Below are 18,542 nucleotides of genomic sequence, written 5' to 3'. Positions count from 1 at the left end.
GGAGCGGTCATGCAGGAGCCGAGCGGCGGGGGGCGCATCGCCCTCGACACTCTCGACCTCGCCGTCAAGGGTGCCAACGCGTACGGTCGGGACGACCTCGTCCAGCGACTCACCGACGCCCGGCGCCTGCTGTCCGAACCCGACGTCACCGTCTACGTGGTCGGCGAATTCAAGCAGGGCAAGAGTTCTCTCATCAACGCGCTGCTGACCGCCAAGATCTGCCCGGTCGACGACGACATCGCGACCGCGGTGCCGACCGTGGTCCGCTACGCGCCGGAGTCCGGGGCTCTGGCGACCTACGAACCGGCCGACCCGTCGTCGCCGCCGTGGACCGAGCGGATCTCCCTCGAAGACCTGCCGTCTCACGTGAGTGAAGCCGGGAACCCCGGCAACCTCCGCAAGCTGAGATCGGTCACCGCGTCGATCAGCCGCCAGCTGCTCTCGGGCGGGCTGGTGCTGGTCGACACGCCCGGCGTCGGCGGGCTCGGCTCGCTGCACAACGCCGTCACGGTCAGCTCGCTGCCGAGGGCGCACGCGGTCCTCTTCCTCTCCGACGCCTCCCAGGAACTGACGGGCGCCGAGCTGCGGTTCCTCCGGACGGTGAAAGAACTCTGCCCGACGGTCTTCTTCGTCCTCACCAAGATCGACCTCTACCCGCAGTGGCGGCGGATCCTCGAGCTCGACGCCGGGCACCTCGAAGCGTGCGGGATCGCCATCGACACCGTCGCCGTCTCCTCCGAGCTGCGCACCGTCGCGGCCCGTTCGGCCGATCAGGAGATGAATGTCGAATCCGGCTTCCCGCAGCTGGTGAAACGGCTGCAGGGCGTGGTCGGGGACGCCGAACGCTCCGCCCTGAACGCCGTCGGCCTGCACGTCGGGTCCGCGGTCGGGCAGCTGCACGCGGCCCTGCGTGCCCGCCGCACCGCGCTCGCGCACCCCGAGCAGTCCGCCGCGCTCATCGAGGAACTCGGCCGCGTGAACGACCGCGTCGACGCGCTGCGCAGTCAGTCCGCGAAGTGGCAGCAGCTGCTCTTCGACGGCTTCGCCGATATCTCGTCCGATGTGGACTACGACCTGCGCGCTCGTTCCCGCGGCGTGCTGCACGAGGCCGAAGAGGCCATCGAAGAGGGTGACCCCGCCAAGAACTGGGCGGAGTTCGAGAAGTGGCTGCGCCAGCGCCTGGCGAACGAGACACTGGAGAACTACGCGGGGTTCGTCAAGCAGGCCCGCGGCCTCGCCGGCCGCGTCGCCGAGCACTTCGAGCTCGCCGAGTCGCAGGCCGTGCTGCCGCGCGAGGTCCAGGCACCCGTGACGGTCGTCGAGGCGATCGACATCGATTCGTCGTTCACCGGGGCCAAGACCCGCGGCACCACCGGGATGGCCGCGTTCCAGAAGGCCTACAGCGGGTTCCTGATGTTCTCCATGCTCACGAAGATGGCCGCGCTGGCCATCCCGACCCCGTTCGGCGTCGCGGCCGGCCTGCTGATGGGGCGCTCCGGCTTTCTCGACGAACGCAAGCGGCAGCTGGAAAAGCGCCGCACGCTGGCGAAGACCGCGGTCCGCCGGTTCGTCGACGAGTTCAACCTCCAGGTGGGCAAGGACTCCCGCGACGCGATGCGGACCGTGCAGCGCGAACTCCGTGACGCGTATAGCGCACGGGTCGAAGAACTCCAGCGGTCCCTGACCGAAGCGCTGGCGAACGCGAAGAAGGCCGTCGTCGACGACGAGGCCGAGGTGGGTGAGCTCAAGCGGCTGGAGGCCGACATCGAGGCCCTCGAAGTGCTCGGCCGCCGCGCCGGCGAACTCACCGAGCGCAGTGCGCCGAAGCCGGTCCCGGCGGTGACACGATGACACCGTCGCTGTACTTCCAGGTCCGCGGGTTCGCTGCCCGCGCGTGCGCCGGGTACGCCGGCACCCCGGCCGAGCCGGTGCTGCGGCAGATCGCCGGCCGGCTGGCCGAGCCGCTGCGCGTCGCGATCGCCGGCCGGGTCAAGGCCGGGAAGTCCACGCTGCTCAACGCGCTGGTCGGCCAGGAACTCGCGGCGACCGACGCGGGGGAGTGCACCCGCGTCGTCACCTGGTACCGCAACGGCCCGACCTACCGGATCATGCTGCACCCGCTGCGCGGGATGCCGCGGCAGCTGCCGTTCGGGCGCCTGTCCGGCACGCTCGGACTCGAACTCGGGATGGCGCCCGGCGACGTCGAACGGCTCGTCGTCGACTGGCCGTCGCCCGCGCTGCGCGCGATGACCCTGATCGACACGCCCGGGCTCGGCTCGGCGCGGCCGGCGGTCTCCGAACGCACCGAGGTGGCGCTGGTGCCCGAGGGCGACGGCGTGGGCACCGCGGACGCGGTGATCTACCTGATGCGGCACGTGCACGGCGACGACGTCCGGTTCCTGGAGGCCTTCCACGACGACCCCGCGCAGCGGCGCCCGGTGAACACCATCGGCGTGCTGGCGAAGGCCGACGAGGTCGGGCACGCCCGCACCGACGCACTGGACTCGGCGGCGAAGATCGCCGACCGCTACGCCCGTGACCCCCGGGTACGGGGTCTTTGCCAGACCGTGGTCCCGGTGGCCGGCCTGCTGGCCAGCTCGGCCGCGTCGCTGAAGGAGTCCGAGCACCACGCGTTCCGGGTGCTGGCCGCCGCCCCCGAAGGCGAAGTGGCGCGGCTGCTGACATCGGCCGACCGGTTCGCGCGTGCGGAGTCCGAAGTGGAGCTGCCGCTCGGCGAACGCGCCGAGCTGCTGGCCCGTTACGGGCTCTTCGGCGTCCGGCTGGCGGTCGAGCTGACTCGCGGTGGCCACGTGAGCGGCGCGCGGGCGTTGTCGGGCGAGCTGCTGGCCCGCAGCGGCCTGCACCGCCTGCGCGCGCTGCTGACCACCCAGTTCGCCGCGCGGGCCGACGTGCTCAAGGCCCGGTCGGCGCTGCAGGCCGTGGAACCGGTGCTGCGCGCCTACCCCGACCGCACCGGCGGGCTGCTGCACGAATGGGAGCGGATCGTCGCCGGCGCGCACGAATTCGCCGAGATCCAGCTGATCGACTCGATCCGGCTCGGCGTTGTGCTGCTCACCACCGACGAGGCCCGCGACGCGGAACGGCTGCTCGGCGCGGCCGGGGTGGATGTGCCGAGCCGGCTGGGCCTGCCCGCGGACGCGGGCCGCGCGGCGATCCGGCAGGCGCTCGGCGCGCAGCTGCTGAGGTGGCAGCGGCGCGCCGAGCACCCCGCGTCGCCGCGCGATGTCCGCGACGCCGCCCGCGTTCTCGTGCGCACGTGTGAAGGAATCCTGCTCAGCGAAGCGCGGGCGGAGGTCTTGTCATGAACGACCTGCCGAAGAAGACCAAGCGGGCCGCCGCGGCCGTCGCCGGTGCCGTCGCGTCGGACGTGGCCGGCACCCTGCTCACGCCGGGGTCGCCCGGCGCGCCACCGCCACCGCCACCGCCACCGCCGCACCCGGAACCGGTCGCGGCGGAGACGGCGCACGAGGCCGGCGGGCACGAGTACGTCCCCGAGGTGGAGACCCACACGGTGACCCGCGGCGAGGACGGCTCGGTCGAGGCGCGGACGGGCACCGTCTGGCACCCGGAGACCACCGGTGGCACGCCGCTCGAGGAGCTGCCCACCGTCGAGGAGTTCGAGCAGATCGACGTCCGCGAGGACGAGTTCGGCAACTTCGTCATCGACGCGACCGAGCGGTTCGTGGTGCACAACCACGGCCACGACGAGGTGTACGTCGACCACCAGCACCTCGTCGTGCCCGGCGACGGGACCCCGGGCGACACGGACATCGACATCGTCCAGGACGCCGGCATCGTGGTCCACGAGAACCCGGACGGCACGATCACCGTGGAGCACGAGGGCTCGCTGACCTACGAGCTCACCCCGGACGCGCCGGGGCACGGCGACATCGAGGTGTTCCAGGAGGAGACGGTCGTCCTCGACGAAGCCGAGACCGGTCCGCCCGGGATCGAGGTCGGGATCAGCGTGGACGAGCAGGCGAAGGCCGAAGACCCGTTCGGGGAGCCGGCCGGGCCGACGGTCCACCAGACCGAGACCGTGGGGGACAAGGCGCGCGGGGCCACGGTGACGACGTCGGTGACCGCTCCCGCGTCGTCGCTGCCCGCGCCACCGGCGGTCGTCACGTTCAGCCGCGCTCCCTCCACAGTGGACACTCCGTCGGTGCAGCCGGTCGCGGTCGAAACGACGACCTTGGCCGCGTCGAACTCGCTGGCCGAGCACCCGGCCCCGAAGCACAGCTTCGTCACCGAGCCCGAACCGAAGCACCACGACGCCGGCGAAGTGACGGGCGCCCGGCCGCACCCGGCCGAGGAGAAGCACCCCTTCGAGCCACCGCGGCGGCACGACCCGGACCCCGGGCCGGGCACGGGACAGCACTTGCCGGACCACGACCGTGTGCCGGATGAGCCGCCGCCCGAAGCGACTCCGCCGGCGGAGCCGCCACCAGAGCACGAAGCACACCACGACCACCTCGAAGACCCGGAACCGCAGCCGGTTCCGGACGAGCACCGGACTTTTGACCACGCGCACGCGGACGGCGGAGGCTGACATGGGCTACGGACTGGGCATCGACCTCGGCACGACCTTCACGGCCGCCGCCGTCGACAGCGCCGGCCACGTCGAAATGGTGTCACTCGGCGACCGCACGGCCGCCATCCCGTCGGTCGTGCTGCTGCGGGCCGACGGCGGGGTGCTGGTCGGGGACGCGGCGAGCCGGCGTGCGGCCGTCGAACCCGACCGCGTGGCGCGGGAGTTCAAGCGGCGCCTCGGCGATCCGACGCCGGTGCTGCTCGGTGGTGCGCCGCATTCGGTCGCGTCGCTGATGGCCCACCTGCTCGGGTACGTGGTCCGGACGGTCACCGCGCAACAGGGCGGCCGTCCGGACCGGATCACCCTGACCCACCCGGCGAACTGGGGGCCGTACAAGCGGGAGCTGTTCGAGCAGGTGCCGCGGCTGACCGGGATCGACCGCGTCGCCCTGATCACCGAACCCGAGGCGGCGGCGGCGCACTACGCGGCCCAGGAACGCCTGGACGACGGCGCCGTCGTCGCAGTGTACGACCTCGGCGGGGGCACTTTCGACGCGACCGTGCTCCGCAAGCGCGGCGGCGGCTTCGAGATCCTCGGTACTCCGGAAGGCATCGAGGGCCTCGGCGGCGTCGACTTCGACGAAGCCGTCTTCGGGCACGTCGACCGTGCGCTCGACGGGAAGCTGTCGCGGATCGACCCGGACGACGCGGGGGCGGTGGCCGCCATCGTGCGGCTGCGCCAGGAATGCGTGCTGGCGAAGGAAGCCCTGTCCGCCGACACCGAAACCGCCGTCCCGGTGCTGCTGCCGTCGGTGCAGACGGAGGTCCGGCTGACCCGTGGCGAGTTCGAGGAGATGATCCGGCCGTCGATCACCGCGACGATCGGCTCGCTGCACCGCGCGCTGCAGTCGGCGAGCCTCCGGCCGGCCGACCTCGGCGCGGTGCTGCTGGTCGGTGGGTCGTCGCGGATCCCGCTGGTGTCCCAGCTGGTGTCCGCCGAACTCGGCAGGCCGACCGCGGTGGACATCCACCCGAAGTACGGCGTCGCGCTCGGCGCCGCCGCGCTGGCCTCCGGACGGTCGGGCCTGGTGCAGGCGCCGCAGCCGCAGACGGCGATCCGGCCCGTCGCGCCACCTCCGCAGCCCGGCGTCCCGCGCGTGCCGGCGCCGCGCGAGGAGACGCGTGTGGCGGCCACCCCGGGGTTCGGCGCGGGCACACCGCCGCCGTCGCTCGGGCGCGGCAAGGCCGACGGTTCGTCCCCGGGACGACGGGCCTCGCGCCGCGGGGTCGTGGTCGGCCTGTGCGCGGTGGCGGTGGTGGCGATCGGCGGGGTCGCCGTCGCGGTGAGCAGTTCCGGCGGACGCCCGTCCGGCACCACGACGCCGCCGGCCACGAGTCCGGCCAGCGAGACGCCGACCCTGGTGACGCTGGCGTCCCCGGAGGAACCGCAGACGACTCAAGCGACGGTCGTGCCCCCGCGGACGAACCCGCCGGCGACGACCAGGCACAAGACGCCGACCCGGACCGCCACGCCGACCCGCACCACGACACCCACGACGACCACCACCGCGACGACCACGACGGGCACGACGAGCACGAAGCCGACGCCCTGAGCCCAGTAGCCTCCCGGCATGACCGCAGAGCACGTGATCGTGACGTCCACGACCGACTCCGAAAGCGCGGCCCGCGAGCTGGCCGTGAAGGTGATCGAAGCCCGGCTGGGGGCCTGCGCGCAGATCGTCGGCCCGGTCACCAGCGTCTACCGGTGGGAGGGCGCGGTGCAGACCGGCCGGGAGTGGCGGGTGGAGATCAAGACGACCGCGGACCGGGTGCCGGCGTTGACCGAAAGCCTCCGGCAGCTGCACGGCTACGACCTGCCGGAGATCATCGCCACGCCGATCGAAGGCGGCAGCGGCGAATACCTCGCCTGGGTGACCACTGAAACCCGGAACGGTGGTTAGCTTCGAGGTATGGATCTCGAAGGGCGCTTCGCGACGTTGACCACCGCCCACCTCGCCGACGCGTGCATCCGCGCCGGTCTCCCGGTGCGCTGCGCCCCGGCGCCGACGCGGGCGGTGGTCCCCGGCAGCCGGCTGTGCGGACCGGCCGTCCCCGCCCGGCACGTCGGCAGCGTCGACGTCTTCCTGGAGGCGTTCGAGGACGCCCCCGAAGGCGGCGTCCTCGTGGTCGACAACGGCGGCCGCCTCGACGAAAGCTGCGTCGGCGACCTCGTCGTGCTCGAAGCACACGCCGCCGGGCTCGGCGGAGTGGTGATCTGGGGCCTGCACCGCGACACCGCGGACATCCGGGCCATCGGGCTGCCGGTGTTCAGCCTCGGCTCGATCCCGACCGGACCGCTCAACCTGGGGCCGCGCGTCGACGGCGGGCCGGCCGAAGCGATCGTCGGCACCTGGCGGATCGGGCCGCCGGACCTCGTGCTGGGCGACGACGACGGCGTCCTCTTCGTCCCGCTCGCCCGCGCGGGTGAACTCTTCACACTGGCGGAAGGCATCCGCGACACCGAGCGCCGCCAGGCCGACCGGATCCGCGGCGGCGAGCCGCTGCGCCGGCAGGTCCGGTTCGGTGAATTCCTCGCGGCGCGGGAAACGAATCCGGCGTTGACTTTCCGCGCGCACCTGCGCGCGGTGGGCGGGGCGATCGAGGAATAGGCCGCAATGAACCCGAAAGTGTGATCACCCGCCGAATCGGGTATTCCGGCCTGCAGCGGGCGCGGGAGGCGGAACCATGAACACGCTCATCGGCTTCGGCAGGGACATCGAGTACCACTTCGCCCGGGGACTGCGTGCCTACCTCGCCCGGGTCGCCCGGGCCGTGGGCGTCGGCTTCGAGTCGTGTTCGCTCGACCTCGAGGTCCCCGCCTCCGGGTACATCGCCCTGGACCGCACGCTCCCGGACCTGCCGGGGCACGACCTGGCCCTGATCTGGGACGAGGTGCACGGCTGGTCGGCGGTCGTCGAGCCCGCCGGCGAGAGCGCGGCGAAGGTGTTCGCCTACCTCGGCGGCCGCCACATCCTGCCGCCGCCGCGCACGGTCGCCCGGTTCCTCGAAGTGCTGAGGGTCGCCGGTCCGCCGGCCGGGTCCTTCCGCCCGCCGGTGTTCCGGCGCGCGGGCCACCACGAGGACCTCGTCGACTCGCTGCCGGTCACCGGCCCCGAGGGCCTGCTGCGGCGGAGCTCGGCGGCGTGGTGATCACGGCACCGCACCGAAGGACGCCGGCGGCGCCGAGCGCCTAGGATGGGCCGTCAGCCACTCGTCCAGTGAAGGAACCTCGTGAGCAGCGCCGATGAGCCCGATGCCGTCCGTGTCCTCCTCGTCGAGGACCACGACATGGTGGCGGAGGCGCTGCAGCTCGCGCTCGACCGCGCCGACGGCATCACCGTGGTCGGCCGCGCCCGCTCGCGGGTGGAAGCCGTCGCGGACGCGCGCGAGCACGCCCCGGACGTCGTGGTGCTGGACCGGCGGCTCGCCGACGGCGACGCCCTCGGCGTCATCGCGGAGCTCGGCTCGGCCGGCGCGCGGGTGCTGGTGCTGACCGGCGACGCCACCCCGGCGGTCGCCGCGCAGGTGGCGCAGGCGGGCGGCGCCGGTCTCCTGTTCAAGTCGTCCCAGCTCGGCGTGCTGGAGGCCGCCGTGCGGGACGTCGCCGCCGGTGGCGTGGTCTTCGAGCCGGAGCTGCTGCCCGGCGTCTTCGACCGGCTCACCGGGCGGGGGCCGGCCGGCGGTTCGGCGCTGACCGCGCGCGAGCGCGAAACCCTCGACCTGCTCGCCGAGGGCGCGACGACCGACGAGATCGGCCGTCGGCTGGGCGTGTCCCGCAACACCACGCGCAACCACGTGCAGCGGGTGCTGGAGAAGCTCGGGGCGCGGTCGAAGCTCGAAGCCGTCGCCGTCGCCCGCCGGGAGGGCCTCATCGGCTGATGCACCTGCACCAGGTGCGTGGTGGCGGTTTGCATCTCGCGCCGCCCGGTGCCGTCGAGCAGGCTGGGGACCGTGAACGTCCCTGCCCCGCTCACCGCGGAGTGCGCCCTGACCGACCTGGCCGGCGGACTGGCCGCCGTGCGCCGTTTCACCCGGCTCACCCTGCTGGCCTGGGCGAGCGACGTCGCGGTCGAAGACGCGCTGCTGATCGTCACCGAACTCGCGACCAACGCCCTTCAGCACGCGGGCGGGCGCCCCGTCCTGCGGTTGAGCGTGACCGCCACGGAGGTCCGCGTCGAGGTCTTCGACGACAGCCCGGCGCTGCCCGTCCGGCGGCCCGCGGGCGCCGACGGAGGCTGGGGTCTCGCCCTCGTCGAGCGCCTGTCGTCGGCCTGGGGTGCCGTGCGCCACGGCCGGGGGAAGCTGGTCTGGTGTGCGCTGCCCGCCACGTCCGCCGAACTCGCCGGCTGAGCACCGCGGGCCATTGGCGTGCCGGACACGCGGGGATCCGGCAAAGTGACCGCATGGACGAAGCGCGCCGGCCGGACGACGACCGGTTTCGCCTGCTGGTGCAGGGAGTGCTGGACTACGGGATCTTCATGCTGGACACCGAGGGCCGGATTTCGAGCTGGAACGCGGGCGCGCAGCGGATCAAGGGGTATGCGGCGGAGGAGATCATCGGGAAGCATTTTTCGGTGTTCTATCCGGCTGAAGACGTGGCAGCGGGAAAACCGGCGCGGGAGCTGGAGGTCGCGGTCGAGCAGGGCCGGCTCGAGGACGAGGGGTGGCGGTTGCGCAAGGACGGCACCCGGTTCTGGGCGAACGTGGTGATCACGGCGTTGTACGACGACCAGGGACGCTTGCAGGGTTTCGGCAAGGTCACCCGTGACGTGACCGACGCGCCGCACGGCCGAGCTGGCGTTGCGGGAGAGCGAAGAGCGGTTCGCGCCGCTGGTGCAGACCGTGCAGGACTACGGCATCTTCATGCTGGACACCGGAGGGCGGATTTCGAGCTGGAACGCGGCGGCGCGCAGCGGATCAAGGGGTATGCGGCGGAGGAGATCATCGGGAAGCATTTTTCGGTGTTCTATCCGGCTGAAGACGTGGCAGCGGGAAAACCCGCCTGGGAGCTGGAGGTCGCGGTCGAGCAGGGCCGGCTCGAGGACGAGGGGTGGCGGTTGCGCAAGGACGGCACCCGGTTCTGGGCGAACGTGGTGATCACGGCGTTGTACGACGACCAGGGACGCTTGCAGGGTTTCGGCAAGGTCACCCGTGACGTGACCGAGCGCCGCACGGCCGAGCTGGCGTTGCGGGAGAGCGAAGAGCGGTTCCGCCTGCTGGTGCAGACCGTGCAGGACTACGGCATCTTCATGCTGGACACCGAGGGCCGGATTTCGAGCTGGAACGCGGGCGCGCAGCGGATCAAGGGGTATGCGGCGGAGGAGATCATCGGGAAGCATTTTTCGGTGTTCTATCCGGCTGAAGACGTGGCAGCGGGAAAACCCGCCTGGGAGCTGGAGGTCGCGGTCGAGCAGGGCCGGCTCGAGGACGAGGGGTGGCGGTTGCGCAAGGACGGCACCCGGTTCTGGGCGAACGTGGTGATCACGGCGTTGTACGACGACCAGGGACGCTTGCAGGGTTTCGGCAAGGTCACCCGTGACATGACCGAGCGCCGCAACGCCGAGCAGGCCCTGCGCGAACGCCGGCGGCTGGTCGGGCACCTGGTCGAGGCGCAGGAGGTGGAGCGGCGCCGGATCGCCTGGGACGTCCACGACGAGTCGATCCAGTCCATGGTGGCCGTCGGCATGCGCCTTCAGCTGCTCGCTTCCCGCCTGCCGGAACCGCAGGCGAGCGCCGTCGGCGGCCTCGACGAGTCGGTGCAGGCGGCCATCGCCCGGCTGCGCGGCCTGGTGTCCCGCCTGCGGCCGCCGGAACTCGACCGGCACGGGCTGGTGGACGCGGTGTCGGCCTACGTCGACGACGCCGCCGGCCGCTGGGGGCTGGCGCACTCGGTGCGGGACGACCTGACGGCCGAGCCGTCGCCGGAAGCGGCGATCACCGTGTACCGCATCTGCCAGGAGGCGCTCAGCAACGTCCACAAGCACGCCCGGGCCACCCGGGTCGCCGTCACACTGTCCACTGTAGACAGCGGAACGCTCGTGCGGATCACCGACGACGGCGTCGGCACAGCCGGGGAAGACGCGGGCGCGGGCCACTTCGGGATGGTCGAAATGCACGAACGGGCCGAAGCCGCGCACGGCTGGCTTTCGGTGAGCAGCGCACCCGGCGAAGGCACGACAGTCGAGTTCTGGCTGCCGATGCTGCCCGACGCGACGGGACTCGAACCATGACCGAGCTGCGGGTGCTCATCTCCGACGACGACGTGATGATCCGCGACGTCCTCCGTGAAGTCCTGGACTCCGAGTCCGACATCGCCGTGGTCGCGGTCGCCGGCGACGTCGACGAGGCGATCCGGCTCGCCGAGCGGCACCGGCCCGCGGTCGCCGTCCTCGACGTCCGGATGCCGGGTGGCGGTGGTGCCAGGGCGGCTCGCGAAATCGCCCGGTGCAGTCCGGGTACCGCCATCCTCGCTTTCTCCGCCTACGCCGACCGGGCGTCGATCGCCGGGCTCGCCGCGGCCGGCGTCACCGAGTACCTGGTGAAGGGCGCGCCGAACAGCGCGATCGTCGAGGCCGTCCGGCGGCTGGGCGGTCAGCCACCTTCATAAGCGCGTCTTCGTGAGCGCGTCTTCGTGAGCGATCAGCGGACCGGCCGGACGTTCGAGACGCCGTCGAAGTCCGTCGGGAGCAGGGTGAACAGCCGCCGCACCGCTCGCGACTGCCCGGCGTCCACCGTGAGGTGTGCCCCCGCCGTGTCGGCGAGCAGCTGGGCCCGCAGCAGCGAGTTCAGCCCGGCGACCGAGAAGAACGTGACGGCGGAGAGGTCGATGACGACCTCGCCGACCTGGCTGCGGATGCGGGACTGCAGGACTTCGTCCAGGCGGCGCGCGGTGCTGAGGTCGATTTCGCCGGTCACCTCGACGACCACGGTGTGGAGTCCGGGGCGCAGCACGCGCAGCGACATGTGACCGCCGGCGTTCATCCAGTCGGTGGTGGTGAGTTCTCGGTCGGCCGAGCGTGGCTGGGGAACCATCGCGGCACACCCTTTCGTCGGGCAGCAGGGGCGGACCGGACGTCGCGGGACGGGGTGCCGGAAAGGCAGCCTGCCGGCCCGGGCGCGGAACGTCCGGCAGCGGCTGACTGCTCAACCGTAGACCTTGAGCATAGTGCATATGCACTAGATGGACCACCGCGCGTCGCCTCGCGGACGGTTTCGGCCCCGGTCCGGCGATACGGCCCTGGGTCCGGGTGACGTCTTGCGGTGGAGGAAGCGTTGCGAAGCCGGTGGTCGGGGGAAAGAGTCGTAGTGGTCATGCCAACGACGTTACCGAACACCCGTGCGAATAAAAATCGCTGAATCCGGTGAAACGCCGAGGCGTGATCCGGACGCGCCGGGGGAGGCGATTTGCTTGTGGGTCAAGTAAATTAGCCGACGCGGGCGCGGGAGGGTCCCCCGATTTCCACTCTATCGCCGAGCACCGACAAAACCGTCCCGGAAGGCACCGGGAATGCGAGGAGGCACGCCATGGCGACCACGGTCGTCAACCTGAAAGGGCACCGGGGCGACCCGGAGTACGCCGACGTCGTCTACGTCGGGCGGGCGATGTACCGCGGTGGCTGGCACCTCGCAGGCTCGAAGCTCGCCAGCCCGTTCCGGCCCGGCCCGGACGGCTCCCGGGACGAGGTCGTCGCCAAGTACCGCGAGTACCTCCTTGACCGGCCGGACCTGCTCGCCCTGCTTGCCGGGCTCCGCGGCCGGCGGCTGGGGTGCTGGTGCGTGCCCGAACCGTGCCACGCCCAGGTGATCGCCGACCTCGCGGATCACGGCCCGTAACGAATCGCACCCCCTCCGCGAGTACTCTGACACGAGGGGGTGATCGATGGTGTCCGCGCGACGACACCGGGGTTTCGACCAGGCCGAACTGCCGGAAGTTCACCGGATCCGGTGGTGGCTGGCCGCGGTGACGGCCGGGCTCGTCGCGGGCGGCTTCGCCGTCGTGCCCTACCTGCCGTTCTTCCAGACCTGGACCTTCGTCCGGGATCCGAAGGTCGCCAGTGTCGTCACCTGGACCGTCCTCCAGACGTCCGCCGTGCTCGTCTCGATCGTCCTCACGCTGTACTTCACCGGCCGGGCCCGCCTCGAAACCGCCGCCTACCGGGCCAACCAGATCGACATCCGGCTGTTCGTCGACGAACGGCCCCCGGACAGCCACGACCGCGAGATCGACTCCGCGGTCGAGCTGACCGCCACCTTCAAGCGGTTCCTCAACGACTCCCGCCTCTACACCCCGACGCCGGTCCCGGGGGCGGGGAGTTCGTACGACTTCATCCAGATCGTCGAGCACGCCGGCGACTCGGCGGACGGCTGGTGGAAGGCCGTCACCAAGCTGATCCGGCTCGCCCAGCCACCCGCCGCGTTCACCGTCACCGGCACTGTCCGCCCCGGCAACACTCCCGGCCGCCACCAGCTCATCCTGGAGCTCGTCCGCGTCCCGCGCTTCGCCGCGAGCCCGCTGGTGATCGAGGACGAGAACTGGCCGCGCGTGCTGCACCGCGCCGCGAACGCCGTCGCCGCGCTGGTCATCCCGCGCAGCGCTTACGTCCGCACGAACATCCACTGGGTCGCCTGGCGCGACGCGAAGATCCCGTACGAGCTCTTCGACGCCTACCAGCGCGCCAACCACTTCATCACCTACCGCCGCTACGACGAAGCCCTCGCCGAGTACTACCGGGCGGTCAGCCTCGACCCGTCCAACGTCTACATCAGACTCGAGATCGCCGCTCTGCAGGAACAGCTCGACCTGCACCTCGACGCGCTCGCCACGTACGACGACGTGATCACCGTGTGCAGCCGAGGGCACCCGGTCCTCGCCCGGTGGTGGATCGGCCCCGAATTCGCACGCCAGCCCCGCCGCCACGGGCGCGGCCGCGACGTCGCCCTGCTGATCGCCCGCTACCGGCACGCGCTCGTCCTCGGCCACGGCGACTCCGTGGCCGGTTCGTGGTGGGTTCGGCGCACCACCGCGGGCGCCCCCGGCGACGCGCGGGCGCAGCGCCGAGCCGAACTGCGGGCGGCGATCGAGCTGCGCTTCCGCCGCTACGTCGACCTGGACGTCCGGACCCGGCCGGAAGCGATCCCGCGGGCGGAACGGCTCGAACTGCACCGGCGCGTGCTGCGCGTCCCGGTCGAAGAGCTCCTCGTCCACGAGGCGACGCCGGAGCAGCTGGCCGAGTACAACCAGCGCGCCGCCGAGATGCGGTCCTATCTCTGCGCGCTGTCGCAGTACGAGATCGAACGGCTCCTCGAGGACTACGGCCGGTTGTGGCGGCGCTGGCGCCGCAGCCGCCATCAGCTGACGAACCGCGCGCTCGACCTGTCCCTGGTCTGGGCGGTGCTGCGCCGCGCGATGGCGGACGTCGAGCCGGGCACCGGCGCGGTACCCGAACCCCGGCCCGCCTATCCCCGCAGCCGCGTGCGGCTGGCCGACGCCTGCCCGGACCGGTGCTGGCCGCCGGACCCGCGGGCACTCGACGCCGCCGTCGAAGCCGCGGGATCCCGCAGGTCGTGGGAGGAGTGCTACAACGCCGCGAGCGTGTACGCCGTCGCGATGCTCGAGGTCGGCCCCCGCGGGGAACGCGATCTACGCGACCGCGCCCGCAACCCCCGCCTCGAAGGCGAAGCACGCGACGAGGTGGCCCGCCGCGCGGTCCGCGAGCTCTACCACGCCGCGACGATCAGCCACAGCGGACGGCTGCCGGAGCGGCGCTCGTGGGTGATGGGGGAGGACCCCGACCTCGCCGCGCTGCGCGGCCACGAACTGTTCCGGGTCTTCGAGATGATCACTTTCTCCCCGGATCGCGCCGCGCCGCTGCGGCCGCAGCGCGCCCACGTCTGGGAGCAGGTCAGCTACGTCCGGCAGCTCGTCGGCGAGATCGCCGGCTGCCGCGCGCACTTCTGGCGGACCCGTGCCCTCGATCCCGGGCCGCTTCCGGACGGCCGGACCCTCGACCGCTGGCGCTCGGCCGACCGCGACGCCTGGCGGAAGCTCACCCAGCTCGCCGCCGGGAAACAGGACTGGTACACCCGCTACCAGGCGATCTGCGCGTTCCGCGCATGGTCGGCCGAGTCCGGCTACCCGGGCTCCATCTCCGGGTTCCCGCTGTACTGCGAGGAACGGCTGCACGCCCAGCTGCGCGGCGCGGCCGGCCCGCGCGCGAAGACCGGTCTCGACCCGAACATCGTCGTCCGGGAGTACGTGCGGCTGTGCGACCAGCGCCTCGACCACCTGGTCGCCGACATCGCCGAGCTCGAACCCACCCTGGTCACCGAGGACGGCTTCGCCGCCCGTGCCGAGCTGTGGGCGGCGCTCTGCGCGTGGTTCGACGACGACATCGCCGACGGCTCGTCGGCCGGCCAGCGGCGCGAACGGTTCCGGAAGCTCGCCCTGCCCTAGGACCGCCGCGTGTACCGGTGCTTCACCCCGGCCGGGAAGTACCCGGGATCGCCCGCGGGCCGCAGCACGACATCGGGCAGCTGCCGCTCCGGCGGGACGTAGTGCGCGAACTCGCTGTTGAGCCGCACCAGCTGCGCGCGCACGGATTCCGCGATCCGCCCGGCGTCGGCGCTCGCGCCCGGCGCCGTTTCGACGGTGATCAGCAGCCGCCGGTCGTGGTCGGCGTCTTCCATTGCCTCGATGACGAACTTGCCGGTCACGGTGTCGCTGATGCCGGGCTGTTCCAGGCCCACGGTGACGTTTTCCGGGTAGACGTTCGCGCCGAAGAACGAAACCGTGAACAGCGAACGGCCGAACACGTACACGAACGGAAGTTCCGGTCCCGGCGGTGGCGTGAAGCCGTGCCGGGCGCAGAAGGCGACCAGCTCGGCGTGCGGCAGGATCCCGCCGTCGTCGGCGATGTGGTAGCGGATCAGCGGGATGCCGCCGTCGGCGGTGAAGACGAGCGTGCCCTCGTGCTCCTCGAAGAACCGGCTCGCCGGGTCGTACTGCACCAGCGTCGGCAGCCGCGCGTCGCCGAAGACCTCCCGCGCCAGGTCCGGGCGGCCGGCGAAGAACCGGCGGATGCCCGACGAGACGGGGGTTTCGGTGCCCAGCACACCGGCGTCGGCCGTGCCGTAGAGCGACGCGATGTGGCGGACCGGGTCGGCGATCCCGGCGCGTCGAGCCACCAGTTCCCGCCACTGCTCGCTGAACACTTCGCCCGCCAGCACCAGCTTGATCGCGTATGCGGGCCAGTCGACGCCTTCGGCGAGCCCGGTGTCGACGACGTCCTTGACGAACGGCGGGTAGCCCAGCAGCACGACCTGCTCGAAGTGCGGCGCGAGCTCGGGGAGCACCCGCAGGATTTCGGCCTTGTTGTTGCCCGGCGCCACCACGGTGATCGGGCAGCCCTTGGCCGCGAGGTGGCGCACGCACGCGGTGGTGAACAGCCCGCCCACCCAGGTGCCGAGCGGGAAGCAGACGATGGCGAGAGTGCCGCGCCGGTCGGCTTCGAAGGCGTCGACCAGCACCTGCTCGAACCGCCGCGCCACGTGCAGCTCGTCTTCGAGGGCACGCGGCCAGACCGTCGGGTGGCCGCTGGAGCCCGACGAAACGGCGATCATGTCGCAGCCCGCGAACGTCCCGTCGCGGCACAGCTCCGGCAGCGGGTACTTCCGGTGATAGCCGGCCTTGTCGACGAGCGGCAGCTTCCGGAAGCCGGCCATCGTCGTGACGCTCTCGGGTGTGATCTCGTGCTCCCGCAGGAACTTCCGGTACGCCGGCACGGTTTCCGCGGTGCGGTGGAAGAGGTCGAGGACGTAGCGTTCGGACGATGGTTCCGTGGCCCCGAAGAAGGTGTCGAACGCCTGCCGCACGCGCGTCTGCCGGCCGTGGTCCATGATCGGAGCATAGCCGCCGGGCGCCCCTGCCGGACGGCGCGGAAGGTGCCATGATGGGCGGCGTGAGCACCTCCGCCCAGCAGCAGCCAGCCGGTGCGCCGTTGACCCTCTACCTGGTCAAACGGCTCGAGCTGGTGATCAGGGCGCTGCTCGACGACGCGCTGCGGCCGCTCGGGCTCACGACGCTGCAGTACACGGCGCTGACCGTGCTCGAAGCCAGCGGGGCGCTTTCGTCCGCGCAGCTGGCCCGCCGTTCGTTCCTGCGCCCGCAGACCATGCACGAAATGGTGCTGGCCCTGGAAAAGCGCGAGCTGATCGCGCGGACGCCCAAGGCGGGCAACAAGCGCGTGCTGCTCGCCGGCCTCACCGACGCCGGCCGGGCGCTGCTGGCCGACTGCGCGCCACCGGTCGCGGAGGTGGAACAGGCCCTCCTCGCCGACATGAGCCCGGGCCAGCGCGCGACGTTCCGGGAAGGGCTGCAACACGGCGTCACGGCGCTCGGCGCGCTATCCGGGCATCGCCGGTCTCAGGAAGCCTGAGTTTACGAAGACGGATCGCTGACCAGGCATCTGGCCGATCCGGCTCCGCTGACTGGATGCCTCCATCAGGGTTGCTGACACCATGGGACTAGGCCGGACGAGTGGAAGCGGCGAGCGGTCCGTAGCGCGGGTGTGGCGTGGAGCGTTGGAGGGTACGTCCCAGACCTGCTCTCGCATCTGGAGGTTCGCCGACGTGACCGGGGCTCGCAACGTGGGCGGCGCATCCGTCGCCGCGCGGCGGCTGCTGGTACTTGCCGGGGCCGTGGCAGGCTTCTGGCTGGTGTCATGGCTGACGTCGGCCCACGCCGACGCGGCCGCACCCAGCACACCGGCTCACAGCGTGACGCTGCCTGGCCTCCCCGACCCGATCGGCCTTGTGGTGGGCGCGCCTGCCCAGGGCAAAGGCCCGAGCGCGGCCCGGCCGGTGGCGGCGGACAAGCGACGAGCTGCCGGCATCGCGACGGCGCGGGTTGCGGCGGCCTCGGCTGCGCGGGTGCCGGGTACTGGTGGGGATGTTTCGCCGGGCGCGGCTGGTGCGGTGGTGGGCTCGGTGTCGCGGGCCGCGGGAGCTGTTGTGTCGCCAGTGACCGGCGCCGCGGCGGTGGTTGGGCCGGGTTCGCGGGCCGCTGAAGCTGTTGTCTCGCCAGTGGCTGGCGGCGCCGCCGCGGTTGTGGGCCCTGTAGCGAAGGTCGCGGGGTCGGTGGCGCAGGTCGGGGGAGCTGTCTCGTCCGCGGCCGGCACCGCCGCTGTCGTGGTCGAGCCGGTGTCGCGTGTCGTGCGTTCCGTCGAACCGATCCTCGCGTCCCTGACCCGGCCAGTCGCCGGCCTTGCCGATCCGCTGACCGGTAGCGTCGGCGGGCTCGTCCGCCCGGTGCTCGGCACCGTTGCTCCCGGTCTGCCGGACCTCGTCGCCCCGGTCGCCGCCGACCTGCCCGTCGTCGCTCCCGTGGCCGGCGGCGTCGGCCCGGTCGGCCGTCTTCCCGGCACCAAGCCGGCCGGACTGATCGGGTGGATCCACCCAGCCGATCCGGTCGCGTCCTCCGCCGGTGCAGCGGAAACCCTGCTGCCGCCAGGGAAATTCGTTCCCGCCGCGGCCCTCTCGGCGGACGTGGCCCGGCCGGCGGTGCCCAGGCCGGCCTGCCACGGGACCGCTGAATCCGGCTCGCACCGCGCACCCGCCTCGGCACCCCAGGCCGTGAGCCCCGCCGGCGCCCCCGGGCACACGCCGCCGGCTCCGGCATCGCCCACGCCGTCCGATGTCGGCTGCGGTACCGGCTCGCCGATCCCGCCCGCCTTCCTGGCTTCCGACCACGGGCCCCGCGACTTCAGTGTCCTTACGCGGGTGCACGAGGTCTTCGTGCCGCTGTCGCGGCCCTGCGAACCGGGTACCGGCCCAGGTTAGTCCCGTCCCGTTCTTCCGCCCCGTCGTGCGCTCCGCGGCGTGTTCCGCGCTGCCCGCGACCGCAAGAAACCCGAATCGAAATCACGCGTGGAAGA

17 protein-coding genes are annotated in these 18,542 nt (G+C 72.2%); 15 read left to right on the top strand and 2 right to left on the bottom strand.

All coding sequences use genetic code 11. The features are described from left to right. The first annotated feature begins 9 nt into the window (after positions 1-9). The 11 genes from A3CE_RS0102730 to A3CE_RS0102680 all read left to right on the top strand — a co-directional run bounded on the left by A3CE_RS0102730 (position 10) and on the right by A3CE_RS0102680 (position 11,218). Complete coding sequence (locus A3CE_RS0102730; protein ID WP_020638532.1) at positions 10-1,851, top strand: dynamin family protein; 1,842 nt, start codon at positions 10-12, stop codon at positions 1,849-1,851. Continuing rightward, positions 1,848-3,326, top strand: a complete 1,479-nt coding sequence (locus A3CE_RS0102725) for a dynamin family protein (protein ID WP_020638531.1) — start codon at positions 1,848-1,850, stop codon at positions 3,324-3,326. The genes A3CE_RS0102730 and A3CE_RS0102725 overlap by 4 nt, the downstream gene beginning before the upstream one ends. Beyond that, positions 3,323-4,570, top strand: a complete 1,248-nt coding sequence (locus A3CE_RS0102720; protein ID WP_020638530.1) for a chromosomal replication initiator protein DnaA — start codon at positions 3,323-3,325, stop codon at positions 4,568-4,570. The genes A3CE_RS0102725 and A3CE_RS0102720 overlap by 4 nt, the downstream gene beginning before the upstream one ends. 1 nt (position 4,571) lies before the next feature. Then, a complete protein-coding gene (locus tag A3CE_RS0102715; protein ID WP_026468077.1) occupies positions 4,572-6,164 on the top strand; it encodes an Hsp70 family protein in 1,593 nt (530 codons plus the stop codon). 18 nt (positions 6,165-6,182) lie between these two features. Next, positions 6,183-6,512: a divalent-cation tolerance protein CutA gene (gene cutA, locus A3CE_RS0102710; RefSeq protein ID WP_020638528.1), complete on the top strand. Its 330-nt coding sequence runs from the start codon at positions 6,183-6,185 to the stop codon at positions 6,510-6,512. A 9-nt stretch (positions 6,513-6,521) separates the two neighbouring features. Then, positions 6,522-7,220 (top strand): RraA family protein, encoded by a 699-nt coding sequence (locus tag A3CE_RS0102705; protein ID WP_020638527.1) that lies wholly within the window; start codon positions 6,522-6,524, stop codon positions 7,218-7,220. A 76-nt stretch (positions 7,221-7,296) separates the two neighbouring features. After that, positions 7,297-7,761, top strand: a complete 465-nt coding sequence (locus A3CE_RS0102700) for a DUF6292 family protein (RefSeq protein WP_020638526.1) — start codon at positions 7,297-7,299, stop codon at positions 7,759-7,761. Between the two features lie 81 nt (positions 7,762-7,842). Continuing rightward, the gene (locus tag A3CE_RS0102695; protein WP_020638525.1) at positions 7,843-8,490 is read left to right on the top strand and encodes a response regulator transcription factor; all 648 of its coding nucleotides are present in this window, start codon (positions 7,843-7,845) and stop codon (positions 8,488-8,490) included. A 72-nt stretch (positions 8,491-8,562) separates the two neighbouring features. Beyond that, a complete protein-coding gene (locus A3CE_RS0102690; protein ID WP_020638524.1) occupies positions 8,563-8,961 on the top strand; it encodes an ATP-binding protein in 399 nt (132 codons plus the stop codon). A gap of 53 nt (positions 8,962-9,014) precedes the next feature. Continuing rightward, the gene (locus A3CE_RS0102685) at positions 9,015-10,841 is read left to right on the top strand and encodes a PAS domain-containing sensor histidine kinase (RefSeq protein WP_245589414.1); all 1,827 of its coding nucleotides are present in this window, start codon (positions 9,015-9,017) and stop codon (positions 10,839-10,841) included. Further along, complete coding sequence (locus A3CE_RS0102680) at positions 10,838-11,218, top strand: response regulator (protein WP_020638523.1); 381 nt, start codon at positions 10,838-10,840, stop codon at positions 11,216-11,218. Before A3CE_RS0102685 ends, A3CE_RS0102680 begins: the two co-directional genes overlap by 4 nt. A gap of 32 nt (positions 11,219-11,250) precedes the next feature. Here A3CE_RS0102680 and A3CE_RS0102675 read toward each other — a convergent pair whose 3' ends face one another. Then, positions 11,251-11,643: an STAS domain-containing protein gene (locus A3CE_RS0102675; protein ID WP_020638522.1), complete on the bottom strand. Its 393-nt coding sequence runs from the start codon at positions 11,641-11,643 to the stop codon at positions 11,251-11,253. A gap of 492 nt (positions 11,644-12,135) precedes the next feature. Here A3CE_RS0102675 and A3CE_RS0102670 point away from each other — a divergent pair, with 492 nt between their 5' ends. Together A3CE_RS0102670 and A3CE_RS0102665 are read left to right on the top strand one after the other, a co-directional pair. Further along, positions 12,136-12,444, top strand: a complete 309-nt coding sequence (locus A3CE_RS0102670) for a DUF4326 domain-containing protein (RefSeq protein WP_020638521.1) — start codon at positions 12,136-12,138, stop codon at positions 12,442-12,444. Positions 12,445-12,490: 46 nt separating this feature from the next. Then, positions 12,491-15,064, top strand: coding sequence for a tetratricopeptide repeat protein (locus A3CE_RS0102665; RefSeq protein ID WP_020638520.1), 2,574 nt, complete (start codon positions 12,491-12,493; stop codon positions 15,062-15,064). On the opposite strand, the gene A3CE_RS0102660 is transcribed toward A3CE_RS0102665, so the two are convergent. After that, positions 15,061-16,506 carry a phenylacetate--CoA ligase family protein gene (locus A3CE_RS0102660; protein WP_020638519.1) on the bottom strand — a complete coding sequence of 482 codons (1,446 nt, stop codon included), beginning with the start codon at positions 16,504-16,506 and terminating at the stop codon, positions 15,061-15,063. The genes A3CE_RS0102665 and A3CE_RS0102660 overlap by 4 nt on opposite strands. Positions 16,507-16,556: 50 nt before the next feature. On the opposite strand from A3CE_RS0102660, the gene A3CE_RS0102655 reads away from it, so the two are divergent. Then, positions 16,557-17,045 (top strand): MarR family winged helix-turn-helix transcriptional regulator, encoded by a 489-nt coding sequence (locus A3CE_RS0102655; protein WP_020638518.1) that lies wholly within the window; start codon positions 16,557-16,559, stop codon positions 17,043-17,045. A gap of 193 nt (positions 17,046-17,238) precedes the next feature. Beyond that, positions 17,239-18,447, top strand: coding sequence for a hypothetical protein (locus A3CE_RS56010; protein ID WP_125591961.1), 1,209 nt, complete (start codon positions 17,239-17,241; stop codon positions 18,445-18,447). Positions 18,448-18,542: the final 95 nt, after the last annotated feature.

The organism is Amycolatopsis balhimycina FH 1894, assembly GCF_000384295.1.
GTDB lineage: Bacteria > Actinomycetota > Actinomycetes > Mycobacteriales > Pseudonocardiaceae > Amycolatopsis > Amycolatopsis balhimycina.
This window is presented reverse-complemented; position numbering and strand designations above follow the sequence as displayed.

Excerpts from the sequence above, each read along its gene's own strand:
- A3CE_RS0102730 (WP_020638532.1), top strand. The coding sequence starts at position 10 with ATGCAGGAGCCGAGCGGCGGGGGGCGCATCGCCCTCGACACTCTCGAC.
- A3CE_RS0102725 (WP_020638531.1), top strand. The coding sequence starts at position 1,848 with ATGACACCGTCGCTGTACTTCCAGGTCCGCGGGTTCGCTGCCCGCGCG.
- A3CE_RS0102720 (WP_020638530.1), top strand. The coding sequence starts at position 3,323 with ATGAACGACCTGCCGAAGAAGACCAAGCGGGCCGCCGCGGCCGTCGCC.
- A3CE_RS0102715 (WP_026468077.1), top strand. The coding sequence starts at position 4,572 with ATGGGCTACGGACTGGGCATCGACCTCGGCACGACCTTCACGGCCGCC.
- cutA (WP_020638528.1), top strand. The coding sequence starts at position 6,183 with ATGACCGCAGAGCACGTGATCGTGACGTCCACGACCGACTCCGAAAGC.
- A3CE_RS0102705 (WP_020638527.1), top strand. The coding sequence starts at position 6,522 with ATGGATCTCGAAGGGCGCTTCGCGACGTTGACCACCGCCCACCTCGCC.
- A3CE_RS0102700 (WP_020638526.1), top strand. The coding sequence starts at position 7,297 with ATGAACACGCTCATCGGCTTCGGCAGGGACATCGAGTACCACTTCGCC.
- A3CE_RS0102685 (WP_245589414.1), top strand. The coding sequence starts at position 9,015 with ATGGACGAAGCGCGCCGGCCGGACGACGACCGGTTTCGCCTGCTGGTG.
- A3CE_RS0102680 (WP_020638523.1), top strand. The coding sequence starts at position 10,838 with ATGACCGAGCTGCGGGTGCTCATCTCCGACGACGACGTGATGATCCGC.
- A3CE_RS0102675 (WP_020638522.1), bottom strand. The coding sequence starts at position 11,643 with ATGGTTCCCCAGCCACGCTCGGCCGACCGAGAACTCACCACCACCGAC.
- A3CE_RS0102670 (WP_020638521.1), top strand. The coding sequence starts at position 12,136 with ATGGCGACCACGGTCGTCAACCTGAAAGGGCACCGGGGCGACCCGGAG.
- A3CE_RS0102665 (WP_020638520.1), top strand. The coding sequence starts at position 12,491 with ATGGTGTCCGCGCGACGACACCGGGGTTTCGACCAGGCCGAACTGCCG.
- A3CE_RS0102660 (WP_020638519.1), bottom strand. The coding sequence starts at position 16,506 with ATGGACCACGGCCGGCAGACGCGCGTGCGGCAGGCGTTCGACACCTTC.
- A3CE_RS0102655 (WP_020638518.1), top strand. The coding sequence starts at position 16,557 with ATGATGGGCGGCGTGAGCACCTCCGCCCAGCAGCAGCCAGCCGGTGCG.